At 67.3% G+C, this 18,441-nt stretch carries 19 protein-coding genes; 9 read left to right on the top strand and 10 right to left on the bottom strand.

The annotated features are described in order from the left end of the window. Nucleotides 1-20: 20 nt before the first annotated feature. The 3 genes from VFB33_07860 to VFB33_07850 all read right to left on the bottom strand — a co-directional run bounded on the left by VFB33_07860 (nucleotide 21) and on the right by VFB33_07850 (nucleotide 3,973). Entirely contained in the window at nucleotides 21-1,868 is a 1,848-nt protein-coding gene (locus VFB33_07860; protein HZO81599.1) for a protein kinase, read from the bottom strand. Between the two features lie 84 nt (nucleotides 1,869-1,952). Continuing rightward, complete coding sequence (locus VFB33_07855; protein HZO81598.1) at nucleotides 1,953-2,567, bottom strand: FHA domain-containing protein; 615 nt, start codon at nucleotides 2,565-2,567, stop codon at nucleotides 1,953-1,955. A gap of 95 nt (nucleotides 2,568-2,662) precedes the next feature. Next, nucleotides 2,663-3,973, bottom strand: a complete 1,311-nt coding sequence (locus VFB33_07850; GenBank protein HZO81597.1) for a VWA domain-containing protein — start codon at nucleotides 3,971-3,973, stop codon at nucleotides 2,663-2,665. A 206-nt stretch (nucleotides 3,974-4,179) separates the two neighbouring features. Between VFB33_07850 and VFB33_07845 the strand changes: the two genes are divergently transcribed. After that, a complete protein-coding gene (locus VFB33_07845) occupies nucleotides 4,180-4,326 on the top strand; it encodes a hypothetical protein (protein ID HZO81596.1) in 147 nt (48 codons plus the stop codon). A gap of 77 nt (nucleotides 4,327-4,403) precedes the next feature. Next, the gene (locus VFB33_07840; GenBank protein HZO81595.1) at nucleotides 4,404-5,540 is read left to right on the top strand and encodes a PAS domain S-box protein; all 1,137 of its coding nucleotides are present in this window, start codon (nucleotides 4,404-4,406) and stop codon (nucleotides 5,538-5,540) included. A gap of 36 nt (nucleotides 5,541-5,576) precedes the next feature. Here VFB33_07840 and VFB33_07835 read toward each other — a convergent pair whose 3' ends face one another. Next, nucleotides 5,577-6,779: a beta-propeller fold lactonase family protein gene (locus VFB33_07835; protein ID HZO81594.1), complete on the bottom strand. Its 1,203-nt coding sequence runs from the start codon at nucleotides 6,777-6,779 to the stop codon at nucleotides 5,577-5,579. A gap of 73 nt (nucleotides 6,780-6,852) precedes the next feature. Then, nucleotides 6,853-7,971: a beta-propeller fold lactonase family protein gene (locus VFB33_07830; GenBank protein ID HZO81593.1), complete on the bottom strand. Its 1,119-nt coding sequence runs from the start codon at nucleotides 7,969-7,971 to the stop codon at nucleotides 6,853-6,855. Nucleotides 7,972-8,283: 312 nt separating this feature from the next. On the opposite strand from VFB33_07830, the gene VFB33_07825 reads away from it, so the two are divergent. Beyond that, nucleotides 8,284-9,252 (top strand): cyclase family protein, encoded by a 969-nt coding sequence (locus VFB33_07825; protein HZO81592.1) that lies wholly within the window; start codon nucleotides 8,284-8,286, stop codon nucleotides 9,250-9,252. Here VFB33_07825 and VFB33_07820 read toward each other — a convergent pair. The 3 genes from VFB33_07820 to VFB33_07810 are packed head-to-tail and all read right to left on the bottom strand — an operon-like array spanning nucleotide 9,200 to nucleotide 11,885. After that, complete coding sequence (locus tag VFB33_07820) at nucleotides 9,200-9,928, bottom strand: pyroglutamyl-peptidase I (protein HZO81591.1); 729 nt, start codon at nucleotides 9,926-9,928, stop codon at nucleotides 9,200-9,202. The genes VFB33_07825 and VFB33_07820 overlap by 53 nt on opposite strands. A gap of 26 nt (nucleotides 9,929-9,954) precedes the next feature. Continuing rightward, nucleotides 9,955-10,764: a rhodanese-like domain-containing protein gene (locus VFB33_07815; GenBank protein ID HZO81590.1), complete on the bottom strand. Its 810-nt coding sequence runs from the start codon at nucleotides 10,762-10,764 to the stop codon at nucleotides 9,955-9,957. Between the two features lie 26 nt (nucleotides 10,765-10,790). Next, nucleotides 10,791-11,885, bottom strand: a complete 1,095-nt coding sequence (locus tag VFB33_07810; GenBank protein HZO81589.1) for a quinone-dependent dihydroorotate dehydrogenase — start codon at nucleotides 11,883-11,885, stop codon at nucleotides 10,791-10,793. Between the two features lie 123 nt (nucleotides 11,886-12,008). Here VFB33_07810 and thyX point away from each other — a divergent pair, with 123 nt between their 5' ends. The 3 genes from thyX to VFB33_07795 are packed head-to-tail and all read left to right on the top strand — an operon-like array spanning nucleotide 12,009 to nucleotide 13,926. Then, nucleotides 12,009-12,839, top strand: a complete 831-nt coding sequence (thyX, locus tag VFB33_07805; protein ID HZO81588.1) for an FAD-dependent thymidylate synthase — start codon at nucleotides 12,009-12,011, stop codon at nucleotides 12,837-12,839. Between the two features lie 39 nt (nucleotides 12,840-12,878). After that, the gene (locus VFB33_07800; protein HZO81587.1) at nucleotides 12,879-13,265 is read left to right on the top strand and encodes a DUF309 domain-containing protein; all 387 of its coding nucleotides are present in this window, start codon (nucleotides 12,879-12,881) and stop codon (nucleotides 13,263-13,265) included. Next, nucleotides 13,243-13,926 carry a uracil-DNA glycosylase gene (locus VFB33_07795; protein ID HZO81586.1) on the top strand — a complete coding sequence of 228 codons (684 nt, stop codon included), beginning with the start codon at nucleotides 13,243-13,245 and terminating at the stop codon, nucleotides 13,924-13,926. Before VFB33_07800 ends, VFB33_07795 begins: the two co-directional genes overlap by 23 nt. A gap of 184 nt (nucleotides 13,927-14,110) precedes the next feature. Here the strand turns inward: VFB33_07795 and VFB33_07790 are convergent, their stop codons facing one another. Next, entirely contained in the window at nucleotides 14,111-14,401 is a 291-nt protein-coding gene (locus VFB33_07790; protein ID HZO81585.1) for an RNA-binding protein, read from the bottom strand. 530 nt (nucleotides 14,402-14,931) lie between these two features. On the opposite strand from VFB33_07790, the gene VFB33_07785 reads away from it, so the two are divergent. The 3 genes from VFB33_07785 (at nucleotide 14,932) to mtnA (ending at nucleotide 17,617) form a co-directional block, all read left to right on the top strand. Further along, nucleotides 14,932-15,690, top strand: coding sequence for an SDR family NAD(P)-dependent oxidoreductase (locus tag VFB33_07785; GenBank protein HZO81584.1), 759 nt, complete (start codon nucleotides 14,932-14,934; stop codon nucleotides 15,688-15,690). Between the two features lie 422 nt (nucleotides 15,691-16,112). Next, nucleotides 16,113-16,448, top strand: a complete 336-nt coding sequence (locus tag VFB33_07780) for a hypothetical protein (protein ID HZO81583.1) — start codon at nucleotides 16,113-16,115, stop codon at nucleotides 16,446-16,448. A gap of 134 nt (nucleotides 16,449-16,582) precedes the next feature. Continuing rightward, entirely contained in the window at nucleotides 16,583-17,617 is a 1,035-nt protein-coding gene (mtnA, locus tag VFB33_07775) for an S-methyl-5-thioribose-1-phosphate isomerase (protein HZO81582.1), read from the top strand. Nucleotides 17,618-17,638: 21 nt separating this feature from the next. Here mtnA and VFB33_07770 read toward each other — a convergent pair whose 3' ends face one another. Continuing rightward, nucleotides 17,639-18,385 (bottom strand): ABC transporter permease, encoded by a 747-nt coding sequence (locus tag VFB33_07770; protein HZO81581.1) that lies wholly within the window; start codon nucleotides 18,383-18,385, stop codon nucleotides 17,639-17,641. Nucleotides 18,386-18,441 lie beyond the last annotated feature (56 nt).

Genomic DNA, 18,441 nt, shown 5'->3' with positions numbered 1-18,441 from the left:
CTTGGATCCTTCCGCCAGCCCTAGCTCTTCCTGAACTCCAGTTTAGCGCTTCCGCACACGATTTGGTCACGGTCCTTGAGCTTGTAAAGCTGGTCGCGCCCAAGCCGGCCGCGGCCGGTGATGTAAGTGCCATTGAGGCTGCCAAGATCGCGGATGTAATAGTCCGCACCGTGCTTGATTATCTCGGCGTGGCGATAAGAGACGCGATCGCCGCCGCTCTTGAGGATGCCCAAATCGATGTCCGGCGCTTCCCGTCCCGCCGTCGCGCGTCCGATCACCGTCCGGCTGCCGACCACGCCGAAACGGGGCGAGTTGCCACTGGCGATCAGCCATGCGCCCGCGCCCACAGTCGCATCCACGCCCGCTCCATGATTGACGTTGATGGCGGCGACGCCGTTGCGGTGCGCCGGTGCGACGTCGGCCTTTTGCGCAAAGACGCCCGGCACGCCGGAGGCAGAGCGCGGAGTCGGCGGTGGCGCGGACGAAGAGGACGAGCGCGACGCGGGCGGCGGGCCCGTGCGGCTCAAGTCCTGCGTCCTGGCGGTCGAAGAGGGCGTGGCGACGGGCTTGTTTGCGAATAACGACTGCTGCGCCTGGAGACGAGACGCCGCGCGTTTGGCGACCGCCCGGGCCGAGCGGGCGAGCACCTTAGCCGCCTTGGCCGCCGCGGGCATCAACGGTGCGGAAGCCGCTGGCGTCGCCTGCTCCGCGGGCATCGGGGGCGGTGACCCGGGCACAACCGTCGGCATCCGCGCGGGCGCGTGACTCGGCGGAAGCGCGGGCGGTGACCCCGGCCGGTTAAGCACTACCGTCGGCATCGACGTTATTAACGACGGCGCCGCAGCATCGGTTCTGTCGCCGGACGCCGGTGTCGCTCGCATTCCGGAGGGCGTGGCGGCCGGCAGCACCACCGGCGCGGAGCCTGTTGAGGGAGGCGTAGCCGCCGCGGGCGGTCGCGGGCGATCGAGTACGACCGTCGGCATTGAGGCGATCGGCGCTGCCGCGCTAGCACCGGCACCCGCGCCGATGCCGCTTGAAGCTGCGGTCTTCGGCTCCTGTCCCGGATCCGGCAGCTCATGCATCATGTCGCGCGCCGAGCGCGGGCGCTTCTCGATGTCCTTGTCGAGCGCGCGCATTACGACCTCGGCCGTCTTCAGCGAGACGGCCGGGTTGAGGTCGCGCAGCGGCGGGAAGCTGAACGGCGGCTCGAGCTGCGGGTCGCGCCCGGTGAGCAGATGATGCATCGTGGCGGCAAGCGAGTAGAGATCCGAGCGCGGCTCGACCTTGCCCATGTACTGCTCAGGCGGGGCGTAGCCGACCGAGCCTATCTGAGTCCCGCGGCCACCCGGCGGCAGGAAGCGCGCGATGCCGAAGTCGATGAGCATCGCGCGGCCGTCCTTGTCGATCATAATGTTGCCGGGCTTGAGGTCGCGGTAGATGATCGGCGGCGCCTGCGCGTGCAGGAAGCTGAGCACATCGAGAATCTGGCGCGCCCAGCGCAGCACCTTGGGCTCGGGCAGCCGGCCGCCGGGGCCGAGCTTGTCGAGCATCCCCTGCAAATCGCCGCCAGCAACGAACTCCATCACCAGGTAGTGGCGATTATTCTCGGCGAAGTAGTCGATGACGTTGGGGATGCCCGGATGGGAAAGCACGGCGAGTACGCGCGCCTCGCGCGCGAAGTCCTCGATCGCCTTCTTCTCGGCAATCCCGTCGCCGATGATCATCTCCTTGACGGCGACCGGGCGACTGGAGAGCCGGGTGTCGTTGGCGAGATAGACCCGTCCCATCCCACCCTGGCCGAGCACCTTGTGCACGCGGTAGCGACCGTCGAGCATCCGGCCTGCGGGAAGCTGCTCACCCGCTTTCATTTCACTACCAATTCTGGCGGGCGCCGAGACACCGAAGGCGCGGCAACCGATCCGGCCGCCCAGCGCCGTCCGCCACGCCCGCGCCTAGGAAACCGGCTCGACGATGAGCTTGAGGAAGGTCTTGCCGATGATGATTTCGTCGCCGGCTTTGATCTCCACCGGATTGCCGGGCATCAGGCGCGGCTGGCGGTTGACGTAGGTGCCGTTGAGACTGCCGATGTCCTCGATGGTGATCTTACCGCCTTCGATCCGAATAAGCGCATGCTTGCGCGAAATCTTGGCCTCGGGGTCGTCCTGGTCGAGGTCGACCTCGGGAAACGCGCCGGTCTCGGGATCCCATCGCCCGACCAGGTTATTGCCGTCCTCCAGCGGAAACTCGTGTCCCTTGCGTCCGCCGCGGATAATTTGCAGCTTGGCGCGAAAGGCGGCGGGCGCGGGCGCCGTCTCGGGCTGCGGCTTAATCTCGCCGGTGGGCGCCTCGGAGGGTGGCGGCGCGGTGGGCTCGGGCGCGCCTGGGGCCGGCGCGGCGGCCTCCGCGCTCGCAGGCGGCGCAGGAGCTTCCTGCGGAGCGGCGGCGGCCCCGCCACTGTTGCCGGCCGGCGCGGCGCCGGCGGCGGCCGCTTCGAGCTTGGCCCCACATCCGTCGCAGTAATCGAGACCGTCAATATTTTCGTAGCCGCATTCGCTGCACTTGATCATCGTCAAAGCACCTCGCTGGCCGGCATCACCGCACCGCCGTCTGGAATTGCCATCTTAGGCTGACTGGTTCTGGGCCGACACTTAGGGCGGTTAAATCACCCTCCGTCGGACTTGGAAAGATCTTTAAGCGCCTCCGGATCGAGCATCTGCGTCTTGCGCACCACCGCTTGCGCCTGCAACAGCGTGGTCTTGGCCGCCTTGGTCTGCAAAGTCTGGGTCTTTTTGACCTGGTCCATCAGGCCCATCAGCGCCTGCGTCGCCTTGACGTTGCCCAGCCGCTGAGTGCCTTGGATGGCGTTGCCCAGCAGCCGCGTCGCGCGATCGACGTTGCCCGCCTTGAGTTCTTCCTCGGCGCGCGCCTGCATCTTGGCGATCGAAACCTGGTCCACCAGGTTCATCACCCGCGCGTTGACCTTGCCGCTGAGCGTGCGGTCGAGCGTGTACTCCACGGTGAGGTCGCGTTCGAGGCTCTGCTCGCCGACGCCAGGAACCTCGTAGCGCAGCGTCGATTGCAGGATGCGCACGGTGCCGGGCTTGCGCGGCGGCAGCACCAGCGTCATCAGCACCGAGCCGGGAACGTTGGCCTCGAGGTCGCCGATCTCGTAGCTGACCCGGCGGTCGTCGCCGACCAGCGGCGCACCCAGGGCGTAGATCTCGGGGCTGGCGCGAAACGCCTCGCGCACCTGCACGCCTTGGGCGAGCGTGATGTCGATCCGACCGTTGCGCACGGTCACCGCGCGCAGGCCCTGGAGTTCGTCTTCGAAGATGGCGGGAATCTCGGCGGGATCGCCGATGAAATGGTATTTGCCGTGCGAATCCTGCGCGATCCGCATCAGCAGTTTCTCGTTGAACTCGACACCGACGCCCATCGCCGAGAACGACATCTGATCGCGGTTCTGGTTGGCGAGGTCGATACAGGCGGTCTCTTCATAGGTCTGGCCGTCGGTCAGCACCAGCACGCGGTTGAGACGGTCGGTGGAGAGATTCTTCTTGACCTCGTCGATCGCCGCCCGCATCCCAAGCGCCATCTGCGTGCCACCGCCGATCTCGAGCAGGTCGATGTCATCGATCGCGCGGCGCACGGCGCCCTTGTCATGGATCTCGTCGGGCGCGATGATCACCTTGGCCCGATCGGCAAAGGCGACGATCGCGACCTTGTCCTCCGGGGCGACGTTGTCGGCGAGGAACTTGACCGCTTCGACGACGAATTCCAGCCGCCGCTCGTCGTACATCGAGCCCGAGCGATCGATCACCACACCCAGGTTGAGCGGCAGGCGCGAACCGCCGGCGGCGCCGGCGCCGCCGCGCGCGACTGCCTCCAGCAAGACGTAGAGGACGAAGTTTTCCGCGCTCGAAAGGACGTACTCGCGGCTCGCCAGCGCCTCGAAGCTCAGGGGTTCTGCCATCTGTAGGTACTCCGCGCCACAAATTGTAGGTGTAAGCCTAATGGTATGGCAACCGAGCGGGGCGGCCAGGCAACGAAACCCGTGCCCGGCGGTCATCGGCGGGCTGGACAGAAGGCGGGCCGGGCGCTCAGCCGGCCGGTGGCTGTCGATTCCCGCCCCCTTGATGCATTGCACTGCGGCGCGCGATAGACTATGCGAGAGCGGGGATGGATAAGGACTTAAATCCGGTTCCGGCCGGGGCGCAGCCCATACTCAGGGGGCCGGAGGCGCTGGACGAGCACGACGCGGTGGTGGAGACGGCAGGCGAGGGCTCGACCGCGCTGGTGCGCCGCCGTCTGGATCACTGCCCATAAATCCACGATGAAATCATCAGCCCGTCGCCTGGCGCGCCGCGCCGCGAACGGTCAGCTTTAAGCCGCGGCAACCCGCCATGTTATCACTCGACCAAAGCTATCTTCAGCGCCTGGTTGAAAGCTCGCCCGACATCATCATCGCGGTTGACCGCGACGGCACCATCGTCTTCTACAACGACGGCGCGCGCAAAAGCCTGCGCTACTCGTCGGCCGAAATCGTCGGCCAGAAGGTCACCGCAATCTACCTCTCTCTCGACGAGGCGCGCCGGGTGATGAAGGCGATGCGCGAGTCGCGCGATGCCGGCCGCATCTCGAGCTTCGAAACCGTGCTGCGCAGCAAAGACGGCGACCTCATCCCGGTCGCCATCTCGGGTTCCATTATCTACGACCAGAGCGGGGCCGAGACCGGCTCGATCGGCTTCGCCCGCGATATCCGCCTGATGCGCCAGCGCGAGCAGCTCGCGACAGCAGGCGAGATCGCGGTCAGCCTCGCCCACGAGATCAACAACCCGCTCGAATCGATCACCAACAACCTGGAACTGCTGGCGCGATGCGTCGAATCGCACCTGACCGACGCAGAGCTGGTGGTTGAGCACGAACGGCTCGACTCCATCCGCTCCGGACTGCGCCGCGTCCAGGGCATCGTGCGCCGGCTGGACGAAATGGCGCGCAAGGGTGTGTACGAAACCCGCGACTACCTGGCGGGCAAGAAGATGGCCGACCTCGCCCCGCGCAACGAGCCCGAGGAAAACGGCAACGCAGGCGCCGCGGTCGCCAAGACCGCCAACGGATGCGACTGGCCGCTGGCCGGGATGTCGGTGCTGGTGCTCGACGACGATCTCTCGGTGGTGAGCTCGCTCGCCGACGTCCTGCGCGCCGAGCGCTGCCTGGTTCACACGGCGACCCGCCCGAGCGCCGCGCTCGGCATCCTGCGCAACGTGCGCGTGGATGCGGTGATCTCCGACGTCGTGATGCCGGAGATGGACGGCTACGAGTTCTACATGCGGGTCAAGGAAGAGATGCCGGAGCTGCCGGTGATCCTGATGACCGCCTACTATTACGACCGCGACCACATCATAAAGCGCAGCCGGATGCGCGGGCTGGAAGGCGCGCTCTTCAAAAAGCCGGTCAATCCGGCCAAGCTGCGCGAACTCCTGGTCCATGTGCGCCACAAGGCGCCTCTGGCCAAGACAGCTGCGGCAACACAGGCCTGATCCGCGGTCATGCGCGAGCGCGGCGCGTCGGACCTCTCAGCGCGTAATCGCAACGAATAGCGGCTCGCTTGCAGGGTTGGCCGGGTTTTCGGTCGCAAACGCGCCGATCGAAGTGGGCGCACCGCCCGCGCCGATCGAGTAACCGACTATCTGCCCGGTTCCCTTGTTCGCGACGTAAACGAAGTTGCCGTCGGGACTCGCCGCGATCCCCGCCGGGGTGTTGAGCCCGCTCACCGACGTCTGCAGCGACAGCACCCCCGTCGTCACGACGAAATCCGAGACCGTATCAATGATCTGGTTGCTGGTGTAGAGAAAGAGCCCGGCGAAGCTGTCCGCCAGCGCGAGAGCGAACGGCTGATTGCTGAACGACGAAGTCGGATAGCTGGCCGCGAAGGCCAGCGAGTTGCCGGCGCCGACCGAGAAAACCGACACCACGCCGGTGGCGTCGGCGGCATAGACGAAGCCGCCGCCGGGATCGACCGCAACTGCGCGCGGCTGCCCTTTGACGGTTCCCAGGCTGGGGACGCTGCTCACCAACGTAAGCGCACCGCCCGGCTGGATACGGAACGACATCACCGCGCCCGCCCCAATATCCGCGACATAGACTGCCCCGCCGGCGCCGGGCGCCGCCGCAATTCCCATCGGCTCGCTCAGTCCGATGCCGGTCAGTTTGCCGTTGGCGACCAGCGCGCCGCCGACGGCAATCCTGTACTCGGAGATCGAGCCGCCCGCGCCGGAGTTGGTCACGTACAAGAAGCTGCCGGAGGGATCGGTTGCGACGTTCTGCGGCGCACTGCCCGCGCCGTCGCTGACCGAGCCAAGCGTGGTGAGCAGGCCGTTGCCAGGGTTAACGGCAAATTCCCGCACCAGCGCATCGCCAGCGTTGACGACGTACAGGAAGGCGTTCGACGGCGTGAGCGCCAGTCCGGTGGGGCCGGCCGCCGCGCCTACTGCAGTGGTGCCTAGCAGGGTAAGCGTTCCGCTGGCAGTATCGCGGCTGAATTCGCTCAGCATTCCGTCGGCGTTATTGGTCGCGAATAGCAGCCCCGCGCCGGGCTGCGGCGTGGGGCCGCCAGTCGGTGTCGGGGTCACTTCGAAACCGGTCAGAAAGGCGCGCTTGCCGCAGGAGGCCGCGGCCAGCAGCAGGAGAGCGCCGAGCCATCCGGCGGCCGCCGCCCACCCCGCGAGCCTTGCGGTCGCGCGCAGACGCGACCGCCCTCTCCCGCCCGCCGAAGCCATCGTTCTTCGAACAGGATAGCTGAGCCCGCCGTGCTACTGAACTTGCGATTGCGGCTGTGAGAACCCGACCGTCTCAGTGGGTCATTGCGATGTACAACGGATGGCTCGACTCGTTGGCCGGATCCTCGCTGAAGATCGTCGCGTTTAGCATCGCCGCGCCGTTGCGCGACGGCACGATATTGAACTGCGCGACGGTGGCCGCGTCGCGATTGACCACATACAGATAGCGCCCGCTGGGATCGACCACCATCCCGCTCGGGCCGCCCAGTCCGGTCGGTGACTGCCCCACCAGCGTCATCACCCCGTGCTGGATCATGAAGTAGGAGACCGTGTCGATCGAGCGGTTGCCGGTGTAGGCGAACTCGCGGCCGCCGGCTTCGGCAAGCGTAATCGCCATCGGCTCGGCGGTGCTGACGCCGACCGCGTAGCTCTTCTGGAACTCCAGCTTGCCGTCAGCGCCGGCCTTGAATACCGCGACCACCCCGTCGTGGCCGTCAACCGCATAGACGAATCCCGCGTTGTCGCCTGCGATCATCTGGGGTTCACCCGCCTTGGTTCCAAGGCTCGGCACGTTCGCCTGCAGTTTCAGCGTGCCGTCCGACTGGACCGCCAGGCTGAGTATCGCGCCGGCGCCGCGGTCGGAGACGTAGACGAACCTGCCGCCCGGCGCGGCCACGATCCCGAAGGGTTGCTTGAGCCCGCTGTCGCGGAAGGTCTGCAGCAAACCGAGCGCGCCGGTGGAAGCGTCGATCGTGAAGGCCGAAATCGAGCCGGCGCCGCCCTTGCCCGGGCCTGCGTTGGTGACGTAGGCGAACCGGCCGTCGGGAACAATCGCGATGTGCTGCGGGCGGCTGGCAGGCCCGGTTGCCACCGAACCGCCTTCGATCGGCATCAGGGCGCCATTGCGGCGGCGAATACGGAACTGGTAGACGCGGTTGTTGCCCTCGTTGGCGACGTACAGGTAGCGGTTGGACGGATGAATCGCGACCCCGGTCGGGCCGTCAACCGCGCCGGCCTTGGTCAGGCGCTGAAAAATAAGACCGCCGTCGGCCATCCGGCTGAACGCGGAAATCGTCCCGTCACCATTGTTGGTCACATAAACGTAGCCGACCGGCGGATTGGCCTCGGTCAACGGCGGGGCGCCCCTGCGCGTGCATCCGTCAAGCACGAGCGCAACGGCCAGCGCGCTCATCAATCCGAATGCGCCCAACCGTGCGAGCCCCATGCCTCTGGTTATTTTGGGTGTTGCGGCGCCCTCCCCCGCCGCGCACCGCGTCGTCCCCGTTGGCGTGCGCATCGGGCGCAAGGATAGCCGATGGGGGCGCGGCGCGAAAAGCAAAACCCGCGCTGCCACTTGACAGTTGCCCGCCTGTTGGAAAGACCATCGGAGCGGAAAATCGCTCATCGCGGACTCCGCCGCGGCGGCCACGGGATACGCCGCGGACGGCGCCTGCCCATCACGCGCGGCCTAAACCTCGACGGCTGCGAGGAAGGTGACACTGCCATGGCTAAAGTCGATTTCGCCAAGCTCCCCAGGTTCTCCCAACTGCCGGTCAAGAAGGACGCGCCGCCCGATTCATGCTGGGGCGTGTTCGGCGACGATGACGACCTCGGATGCCTCAACTTTCTGACCGAGGAAGGCGTCGTCGAGGCGGCACGCCTGATCAAGCGCGGCAAGGTCTTCCGCCTCGACACTCCGGTCAACTACGCCAACCCGCCGCTGTTCCAGCGCAAGCCAACTCAGCACATCCTGTCGAGCTTCGAGGAATACGGGCTGCTGGGCTACGACGACATCCTCGACAACTACAACACCCAGGAAGGCAGCCAGTGGGACGGCTTCGGCCACATCGGCAATCTTCGCCACAAAGCCTTCTACAACGGCAAGACCAACGACGACGTGCGCGCCGGCCGCCTCAGCATTCATCGATGGGCCAACAAGTTCGTCGGCAAGGCTCATCTGATTGACGCATTCAAGTTCCGCGCCGACCAAGGCCGCCCGATCAATCCGCTCACCCCCGAGCGCTACTCGCTCCAGGATCTCAAGGATGCTCTCAAGGCGCAGGGCAGCGAACTGCGCCCGGGCAGCGTGCTGCTGGTGCGCACCGGATGGATGCAGGCTTATCTCAAGGCGACGCCCGAGCAGAAGGCCGCGATGGCGCCCATGAACGCGTTAAAGGCGTGCGGCATCGAGGACACCCGCGAGATGGTCGCGTGGATGTGGGACAACCGGGTCGCCGCGATCGGCACCGATTGTCCCGCCGTCGAGCAATGGCCATGGGACTTCCGCAACGAGGGCGCCCTCCACTATCGCACGCTTTCGCTGCTCGGCCTGCCGCTGGGCGAACAGTTCATGCTCGACGACCTCGCCGCCGACTGCCATCAGGACCGCCAGTACGAGTTCATGCTGGTGTCGTGCCCGCTCAACGTGCCGGGCGGGATCGCCTCGCCGCCCAACGCGGTGGCGATAAAGTAGCGCGGGACGCAGCGGCGGCCCGCAGGTTGCGCGCGATCGCTGCGGCCGCCGCTTCCACCGCCGCCGCCATCATCTCCACAGTCATGCTGGGAGCGCCGCGACGGCGCACGGCCTGCGGGGTGGCGTAGGGCAGATGGATGAAGCCGACGGGAACGCCGGGACGCGCGCGCAGCGCGTGCAGCGCGGCGTACATCACGGAGTTGCATACATAGGCGCCGGCGCTGAGCGAGAGCGCGGCCGGGATCCCGCGCCGCTCCAGGGCGCGCAGGATTTCGCGGATCGGCAGCCGCGCGAAATAGGCGTCGGGCCCGCCGCGGATCACCGGCGCGCCACCCGTTCCGCCGTCGCTCTCGCGCCCGGCGCGCCGTTCGACCAGGTTGAGGGCGACCTTCTCCAGCGAAATCGCCGGCCGCCCGCCCGCCTGGCCCAGCCCCAGCACCGCCTGCGGACGAATCCGCCGGATCGCTGCCTCGATCGCGCGCACCGCGCGCGGTGTGCTCACCGGCAGCCGTATCGCGCGCACGACCAGGCCGCCGATCGCGCGCCCGTCGAGCCGCGCCGCGACCTCCCACGAGGGGTTGCTGCGTTCGCCACCGAATGGTTCGAAGCCGCTGAGCAACAGCACCCCGCGCTCGCGCGCAGGCGCCGGGGCGCTGCCAGCGGCGACTTGTCGCATCTTCGTTCCGCGCGCCGTGCGCCGGCTCATCGGCGCCGGCGCGGATACTCGATCGGCAGGTCTTCGCGGTTTCCCCATTCGCCCCACGACCCGATGTAGTTGCGCACGCGCGCGAAGCCGGCAAGCTTGAGCGCGTAGTAGGCATTGGCCGAGCGGTATCCGCCCTGGCAGTAGGGAATGATTTCATTCTCCGGCTTCAGTCCGAGGCGCTCGAAGGCTGTGCGCAGTTCGGCGGGTGTCTTGAACGCACCGTTTGGCGCGAGGCTGTTTATCCAGTCGAGATGGAACGCGCCGGGCAGCGCGCCGGCGCGCCGCGCGCGCACGCGCTCGCCGAAATATTCCTCGTCGGTGCGTACATCGAAGATCTGCACGTCGCGGCGGCCGATGCGTTCGACGATGTATTGATGACCCGCGAAGATCTCATCGCGCGGCGCGGCGACGAAGGCGCTCGGCGTAACCGGCTCGACGACCGTGGTCGTCGCCGTGCCGGCGAGCTTCAGGCCGCCGTCGAGGATGCATGCGCGCGGATGGCCGGCGTACTCGGCCAGCCACGCGCATCGCGTCGCGCGCATCCCCGAATCGTTCTCGTAAAACACCAGCGTCTCATCGCCGGTAATCCCGAGCGCAGAGAAGATCCATTCGAGTTGCGCGCGCAGCTCGCGCATCCCGGCCTCGCCGGTGTCCGCGTGATGGAAGGGGAAAGGATCAAAATGGCGCGCGCCCTCGAGATGGCCGGCGCGGAAGTCAGCTGCCGCGCGCGTGTCGATCACAACCGCTTCCGCGCGATGCCCCGCGAGCCATCGCGCATCGACCAGGAAGTTGGTTTGCTCCGCCACGACTTCGCTCCTGCCTGCCGTGCCGCTCAGCCGCGCCGCGGCACGGTACTCGCGCCGCTGCCGACCGCCTCGGCGATCGAACGCATCCCCTCGCGCCGCAGCAATCCTAGCAGCCCCGCCTTGATCCGCTCCACGAGCCCGGGGCCCTCATAGACAAGCCCGGTGTACAGCTCGACCAGCGTCGCCCCGGCGCGGATATGGCCCCATGCGTCCTCTGCTCCGGCGATTCCGCCGACTCCGACGATCGGCATTGCGCCGCCCGTGCGCCGGTAAATCTCGGCGATCACGGCGCGCGAGCGCCCGCAAAGCGGCGCGCCGCTGAGGCCGCCCGCAAGCTCCGAGCGCACGCCGACCGCCTCGCGCGCGAGCGTGGTGTTGCAGGCGACGATACCGCTGACGTCGAGCGCGGCAGTCGCCTCGCAGATCGCCGCGAGCACTGACGATTCGAGATCCGGCGCGAGCTTGACCAGCACCGGCCGGCGCGGTTCGAACCGCGCGGCGGCCTCGAGGATTGGGCGCAGCAGCGGCGACAGGCGCTCAGGCGACTGCCAGTCGCGCAGCCCCGGTGTGTTGGGCGAGCTGACGTTGACCACGATGAAGTCCGCGAGCGCGCCCAGCCGCCCGACCAGCGCGGCGTAATCCGCGGCGACCCGCTCGGGCGGGGTGTCCTTGTTGGGTCCGAAGTTGAGCCCAAGCCGGATTCGCGGGCCTTTGCGACGCACGCGCCCGAGCCGCCGCGCGGCCGCGTCCATCCCCGCGCTTGGAAAGCCGAGCCGATTGATGAGCGCGCGATGCTCGGGCAGGCGCCATATCCGCGGGCGCGGATTCCCCGGCTGCGGACGTGGGGTTATCGTCCCCAACTCAGCAAAGCCGAAGCCGAGCGCCTGCCACGCGCCGACTGCGCGGGCATCCTTGTCCATCCCGGCGGCGAGCCCGATCGGGTTGGAAAACGAAACGCCCCACGGTGCTACCGCAAGCTCGGGCGGATCGGGCTGCGCTGCCGCGCGCAGCGGCAGCATCGCGAGCATTGCGAGGGTCACGCGATGGGCGCGCTCGGCGTCGAGCCGGAACAGCAACGGCCTCAGGATACGGCGATAGAGCGCGTCGCCCGCAGCGAGCATCAGCGGGACTCTAAGAGGCTCGCCGTCGCAGCGCAATCGCGCCGCGGCGCGGGCTGTGGATGCAGTTGATAACGGCGGCGCGCCCGATTTCACCGGCTCCGCCGCTGGCATAGAGTTGGAGGGGTGGACACCAACCGCGCCGAGATGCAGGTCAAGCTTGTCGACTACGCGCGCGCGCCGCTCGAGAAACTCTACGCGGCCTTTCGCACCTGCTACTCGTCCGACTCGCCGATCGAGATCTGGCAGAAGATCGAGGCCGAGAAGATCAGCCACGAGCGCATCCGCGAGTTCATCGGCGAACGGCTCAAGACCGGCCACGCCTCGCCGCTGGAGCAGATCGTCTTCTGGTTCGCGATCGCCGGCGTCTCGCGCTCGCTCTCTCATCAGTTCGTCCGCCACCGCATCGGTATCAGCTTCGAGCAGCAGAGCCAGCGCTACGTCAAATTCAAGCAGGAGCGGCTGGCGTTCGTGATGCCGGAGTCGTGGCGGCGCGCGGGGCTGGAGGACGAATTCGCCGGGTTGCTCGCGCGCACCTCGGAGCTGTACGCGAAGGCGCTAAAGGCGGGAATTCCAGCCGAGGACGCGCGCTTCGTGCTGCCCAACGCCGCGCCGACCAATTTCCACGTGATGGTGAACTTCGCCGAGATGCTGCACATCTGCGACCTGCGCCTGTGCGTGCGCGCGCAGTGGGAGATCCGGCGGATGGTCGCGCTGATGCGCGCCGAGATAAAACGCGTGCTGCCCGAGATTGCGGTCTTTCTCCAGCCCAAGTGTGGCGAGAACAGAATGGGTTACTGCGACGAGTCGCTGGAGGACTGGCAGAAGTGCCCGCTCGGCCGCGTGCGCCCGCACAAGTCCAGACTCTTCGAGCTCTACGAGCAATACAGCAACCGCAAGACCGAGGCGCTCGGCGAGGCCGAGTTCCGCGCAGTCGAAGAAAAAGAGCAGCTCTAGCCGAGTTTTCCGCACGAAGTGCCCGGGACGCCGGACAAGTTGGACGAAGCGATCGCGGCTTTCAACCGCGGAATGTATTTCGAGGCGGGCGAACGCTTCGAGCAGGCGCTGGCAAAGGCCGCGCCCGCGGAGCGCGAGCTGATTGGAGCGCTGGTGCGCGTCGCCGCCGCGCTGCATCTGCGGTTCGAGCGCGGCGGACGCCAGGCCGCGGTCAACCTGCTCTCACAGGCCCTCCTCGTGCTCGAGGATTTCCGTCCGGCGCGGGCGGGAATCGACGTCGAGCTGCTGTGCGCGGAGCTGTCCGCGATGGTCGATGAGATTCGCGCAAGCCCGCGCCAAGAGCGCGACCGGCTGCGTTACCGCGCGCGACTGTTCCTCGAACGCCGGCGCGCCCCCCGGATCAATGCCGCAGCACGGCGGGAATGACGGTGCGGCTGTGCTGGAGGCGCTGCGCGCAGCGATCCACGGATGCGCGCGGTGCGCGGCGCTCGTGAGATGCCGCTCGCGGGTGGTGCCGGGCGACGGCGCCGTCCCCGCGACGGTCGCCTTCGTCGGGCTGGCGCCCGGGCGCCTCGGCGGCGATCGCACCGGGCTTCCCTTCAGCGGCGACCGCTCGGGCGAGCTGCTGCGGCGGATGATCGCGCGCAGCGGCCTCGAGCGCGTGTTCATCACCAACCTCGTACGGTGCAACCCGCGCGACGCGCGCGGGCGCAATCGCGACCCCCGCGCGGACGAGATCGCCAACTGTCGCACGCATCTTGCCGCGGAGCTCGGGCTTGCCCGCCCCCGAATCATCGTCGCGTTGGGCGCACTGGCCTGGCGCGAGCTTGCGGGGCAGGGCGTGCGATTCGAGCCTCGGCGGCCGCGCGCGCGCCGCGCCGAGACGGCGCTGCTCTATCCGATGTACCATCCGGGATACATCGTGCGCGGCGCGCGTGCGCGAACCGCCTACGCGCGCGATTTCGCGCGCCTGGCGCAATTAGTCAGAACCGGTGCCGTCAAAGCGGCTGTCGGCACCGCGCACACTGCGCCGGCTCCGGGCGCGCGCCGTGCAGCGCATGCGCGGCTGAATCCGACTCTGGAATGATGTGAAGTCTTCACCACCTGGTGAGTGCTCCGGCGCAGCCTGGATCAGGCGTGCCGGGCCGGGGGTGGTTGAAGCAACCAGTCTTCCGCTGTTGGCCTGCACCTGCAGGCCAAGGCCGGTGCTTGAATTTGGTCTGCGTGGCGACCGGGCTCCCCGCGCCTCGGTGCGCCCGCCGAGGTCGTCGCTAGCGTCCGCCGGCGCGCCGTTCGCCCCCGCCGCGGTCGTTGCTGCGCGCCTGCGCCTCGTTGACGCGGATCGGACGACCCTTTACGTCCCTGCCATTGAGCTTCTTGATCGCCGCGTCAGCGGCCTCTTCCGTGGCCATCTCGACGAAGCCGAAGCCTCGCGACCGGTTGGTTGCCCGGTCGATGATGACCTGGGAGCTGTCCACCTTGCCGGCCTCCGAAAATACGTCGTGCAGGTCCTGGTCGGTGACAGTCCAAGCTAGGTTCCCCACATACAGTCTACGGCCCATTCAGTGCTCTCCTGACCCTGACACCAGATGTCGCCGCTCGTCGGCATTCCGCTTGTCCCCACAAGCAAAACGACGCCCGGCCGAAGCTCCTATTCGGTCGAACGCTTTCAACTCCGAAAACGACAGCGCGGCACACATCCTCGTCAATAATTCGCCTTCTTATACCATCGCGCCACACCTAAAAATAGCTAGCTAAACGTATCGCAGCCACGATTAATTTGCCGTTAAAACACGCTTAAAAGAGTTGCGGTTGAGCCCGGATGTATCATGCGCGCGCGGGGCAAGTATAGCGTCGGAGACCCTTCGCTTCGGATTAACAACCGAACCGCAGGTCCGATTCGTCCGCGGAGCGGGCAAATGCCGCGCAGCCAGAATTGAATCTCCTTTTTCGGCCCTCTTGCGTACGCTGTCAATCGGCGCCGCAACTGTGTGAGAATCCGCTCGTTGCAGCCGCCGTGGCGCAACGTGGCGGCGAGGCCAGCCTCGCTCGGTCAGATACGAACCAAAGCCGTTTAACGGAGGAATCCCACATGTTGCTCGAAGGCCGAGTAGCAATAATCACTGCGGGCGCGGGCGCCGGGATCGGGCGCGCTGTAGCCACCCGTTTCATGGAAGAAGGCGCGGAAGTGATGCTTACCGACGCGCATCCGCGGCGCACGCCCGAAACCGCGCAGGAGCTGAGCGCGAAATTCGGGCGCGCGGTGCCCTGGATGCTGGTTGACGTTACCCGGCGCGAGCAGATCGAAACGGCGGTGGAAAAAACCGTCGAGCGCTTCGGTCGAATCGATATCCTGTTCAACAACGCAGGTATCAACAAGCTCGAACATGTCTGGGAGTGCAAGGACGAAACGTGGGATCTGGTGCTCAACGTCTGTCTGCGCGGAACGTTCTGGATGATGCGCGCGGTGCTGCCGCAGATGATCAAACAGGGCAGCGGCGCGATCGTGAATATGGCATCGGCGGCGGGGTGGATCGCCTCACGCGACGGCGAGGCGCCTTACTGCGCGGCAAAGGCGGGCGTGATGGGCCTGACGCGGGCCGCGTCCGCGGAAGTCGCCCGCAAGGGCATACGGGTGAATGCGATCGCGCCGGGCGTCATCTACAATGAATTTCTCGAGCGTATCTATCCGCCCAAGATGTTCGAAGCGGCACGCAAGCAGAATCCGCTCGGCCGCCTCGGCGAGCCGCACGACGTGGCCAACCTGGCGTTGTTCCTGGCCAGCGATCTGTCGTCCTATATCACCGGCGAAGTGGTCTCGATAAGTGGCGGCGCCGTCGTGGTGCCATAACACTGCGCGCGGGCGCCGGCCGATCGCGGCGGTTGCGCGGCCTGCGCTCGATCATCCGCAAGACGCGTTAGGCAATGCCGCAACCGCACCCCCGCAGTGGACAGTCGCCTTTACTACTATCGCCTTGACGCGATACGAGCATCCACTGCGCGGGTAAACGAATCTCACGCGACGCCTGCGTATCCGGTCCGCTTGGGAGGAACGTTCACTTACATCGCATCTCGATATATTTTTGGATAGCATCGATGGCTATCCGCTGTTAGTATCAAACCGGACTGGCGGTAGTTGCGTGGCACGTGCGTATCGTGTAGCGTGACTCGACTTTTATCAGGTCAACCGAAGGAGATTACTGAATGCCTCGAATGAAAAGTGCCGGAAGCACGGCTTCGGCGTTTCGTCAGTTCCAGCGCCAGGCGCGCAGCATGCTCAACAAGCTGCGCCGCGATATCCGCGGCAAGGAAGTGGAACTCACGCGCCTGAAGGCGGAAGAGGAATCGTTGGCCCGGATAGCGGGCGCCAGGATGGCTCCGCGCGGGCCGCGCGCCGCGCGAGGTGGTGATGGCGGCGGCGGTGGCGGCCGGCGGATCAACTGGCGTGCGGTGCTCGATCAGCTGCCCAAGCAGTTCAAGGCCTCCAATATCCGCCAGGTGCGCGGCCTCAAGGACAAGCGCCCCTCCGAGATCTTCGCGGCGGTCACCCGTTGGATCGACGCCGGTCTGGTCAAGCGCAAGTCGCGCGGCCTTTACGAACGGGCCTAGCGGCGCGCCGCTGAGCAAATCGACCCGGGAACAGCGGCCGCGCCATTCCGCGCGGCCGCTCCCAAGACTTATCGTGTTGCAACGCCCGCAAGCGCGCGTCACCGCGCTCGGTTAGTAATCACCCCGGACTGACGATGGCCGTAAAGACTATCGAGTGGCGCAACGACACCGTGCGCATGATCGATCAGCGCCTGCTGCCGACGCGCGAGGTCATCCGCACCTGTCGCAACTGGCGGCAAGTTGCCGATGCGATCCGCACGATGGTCATCCGGGGGGCCCCGGCGATCGGAGTGGCGGCCGCAATGGGGCTCGCGCTAGGAATGCGGGGCTACAGCGGCGAGCGTGCTCGCAAACGGTTGGCTCAGGTCGCAAAAGGCCTGCGCGCCACTCGCCCCACCGCGGTCAACCTGGCCTGGGCGGTCGAGCGAATGGGCCGCGTGGCCGAGGAGAACCTCGCGCTTGACGCGCCGGCGCTGTTTCGCCGTCTGCGCGAGGAAGCACTCAGGATTTACGAGCAAGACCTGGAAGCCAACCGCGCGCTCGGCCGCTTCGGCGCCCGACTGCTTGACGATCCGGCCATCGTGCTGACGCACTGCAACGCCGGCGCGCTGGCGACCGCCGGCTACGGCACCGCGCTGGGTGTAATCCGCGCCGCGCGCGAAGCCGGCAAGCACGTGGCCGTGATCGCCGATGAGACGCGGCCCTTTCTCCAAGGCTCGCGCCTGACCGCGTGGGAATTGCGCAAGGACCGTATCCCGGTGACCATTATCGCCGACAACATGGCTGCCAGCGTGCTCGCGCGCGGCGGCGTAAGCTGCGTCATCGTCGGCACCGATCGCACGGCGGCCAACGGCGACGTGGCCAACAAGATCGGGACCTATCCGCTGGCGGTGATGGCGCGCCGCCATGGAGTGCCATTTTACGTCGCCGCCCCGCTTTCTTCGATCGATCTCGACTGCCCTAGCGGCGCCGAGATTCCGATCGAAGAGCGGTCGCCCGCCGAAATTACCCATGTCGGCGGCAAGCTCGTCGCACCAAAAGGCGTAAGTGTTTTCAACCCGGCCTTCGACGTGACGCCGGCCGAACTGGTCAGCGCGATCATCACCGAGCGCGGCGTCGCCTACCCGCCCTACGGCGAGAGCCTCGCCGCGCTCAAACGGCAACCGTAGGACCTGCCCGGCTCCGCGCGGCTAACCGCGCACGCCGACCGCCTGCGCGATACCATCGCCGAAAAGATTGAAGCCCAGCACCGCCGCGCCGATCGCCACCCCCGGCGCGGCAGTAAGGTGCGGCGCGACGAGCAGGAAGGCGCGTCCCGCCTCAAGCATGTTGCCCCAAGTGGGCGTCGGCGGCCGCGCTCCCAGCCCGAGAAAGGACAGCGAGGCCTCGGCCACAATGACCCCGCCCACGCCGAAGGTCGCCTGCACCGCGACCGGGCCGGCCAGCGCGGGCAACAGATGGCGCACGAGCAGCCGCGCCGGCGGCGCGCCCAGCGCGCGCGCTGCTTCGACATAGTCGCGCTCGCGCAACGAAAGCACCTCGCCGCGCACCAGCCGCGCGTAGCCCGTCCAGCCCATCGCGCTCAGCGCGATCACCAGCTTGACCAGCCCGGGGCCGAGGATCGCGGCCAGCGCGAGCGCGAAGAGGAAGCCCGGGAACGCGAGCACGATATCGACCGTGCGCATCACCAAGGCATCGACCCGCCCGCCGACGAGGGCGGCGGCTCCGCCCACCAGGCTGCCCAGCGCGAGCGAGACAAACACCACCGTGGCCGAGACGCCGAGTGACAGCCGCGCGCCCCACAGCACGCGCGCCAGGATGTCGCGTCCCAGCGCGTCGCATCCGAGCCAATGGCCATGCTCGGGCGGTGCCAGCACCAGTGCAAGGTCGATCGCGAGGGGGTCGGTGCGCACGAGCGCCGGGCCCAGAAGCGCCATGACCGCGATTGTCGCGACCAGGGCGGCGCCTGCAATCAGCGATGGATTCCGCGGGC

Source organism: Candidatus Binataceae bacterium, assembly GCA_035650475.1.
Classification (GTDB): Bacteria; Desulfobacterota; Binatia; order Binatales; family Binataceae; genus JAKAVN01.
Note: the sequence above shows the minus strand (reverse complement) of the source record. Positions and strands in the feature narration are given on the sequence as shown.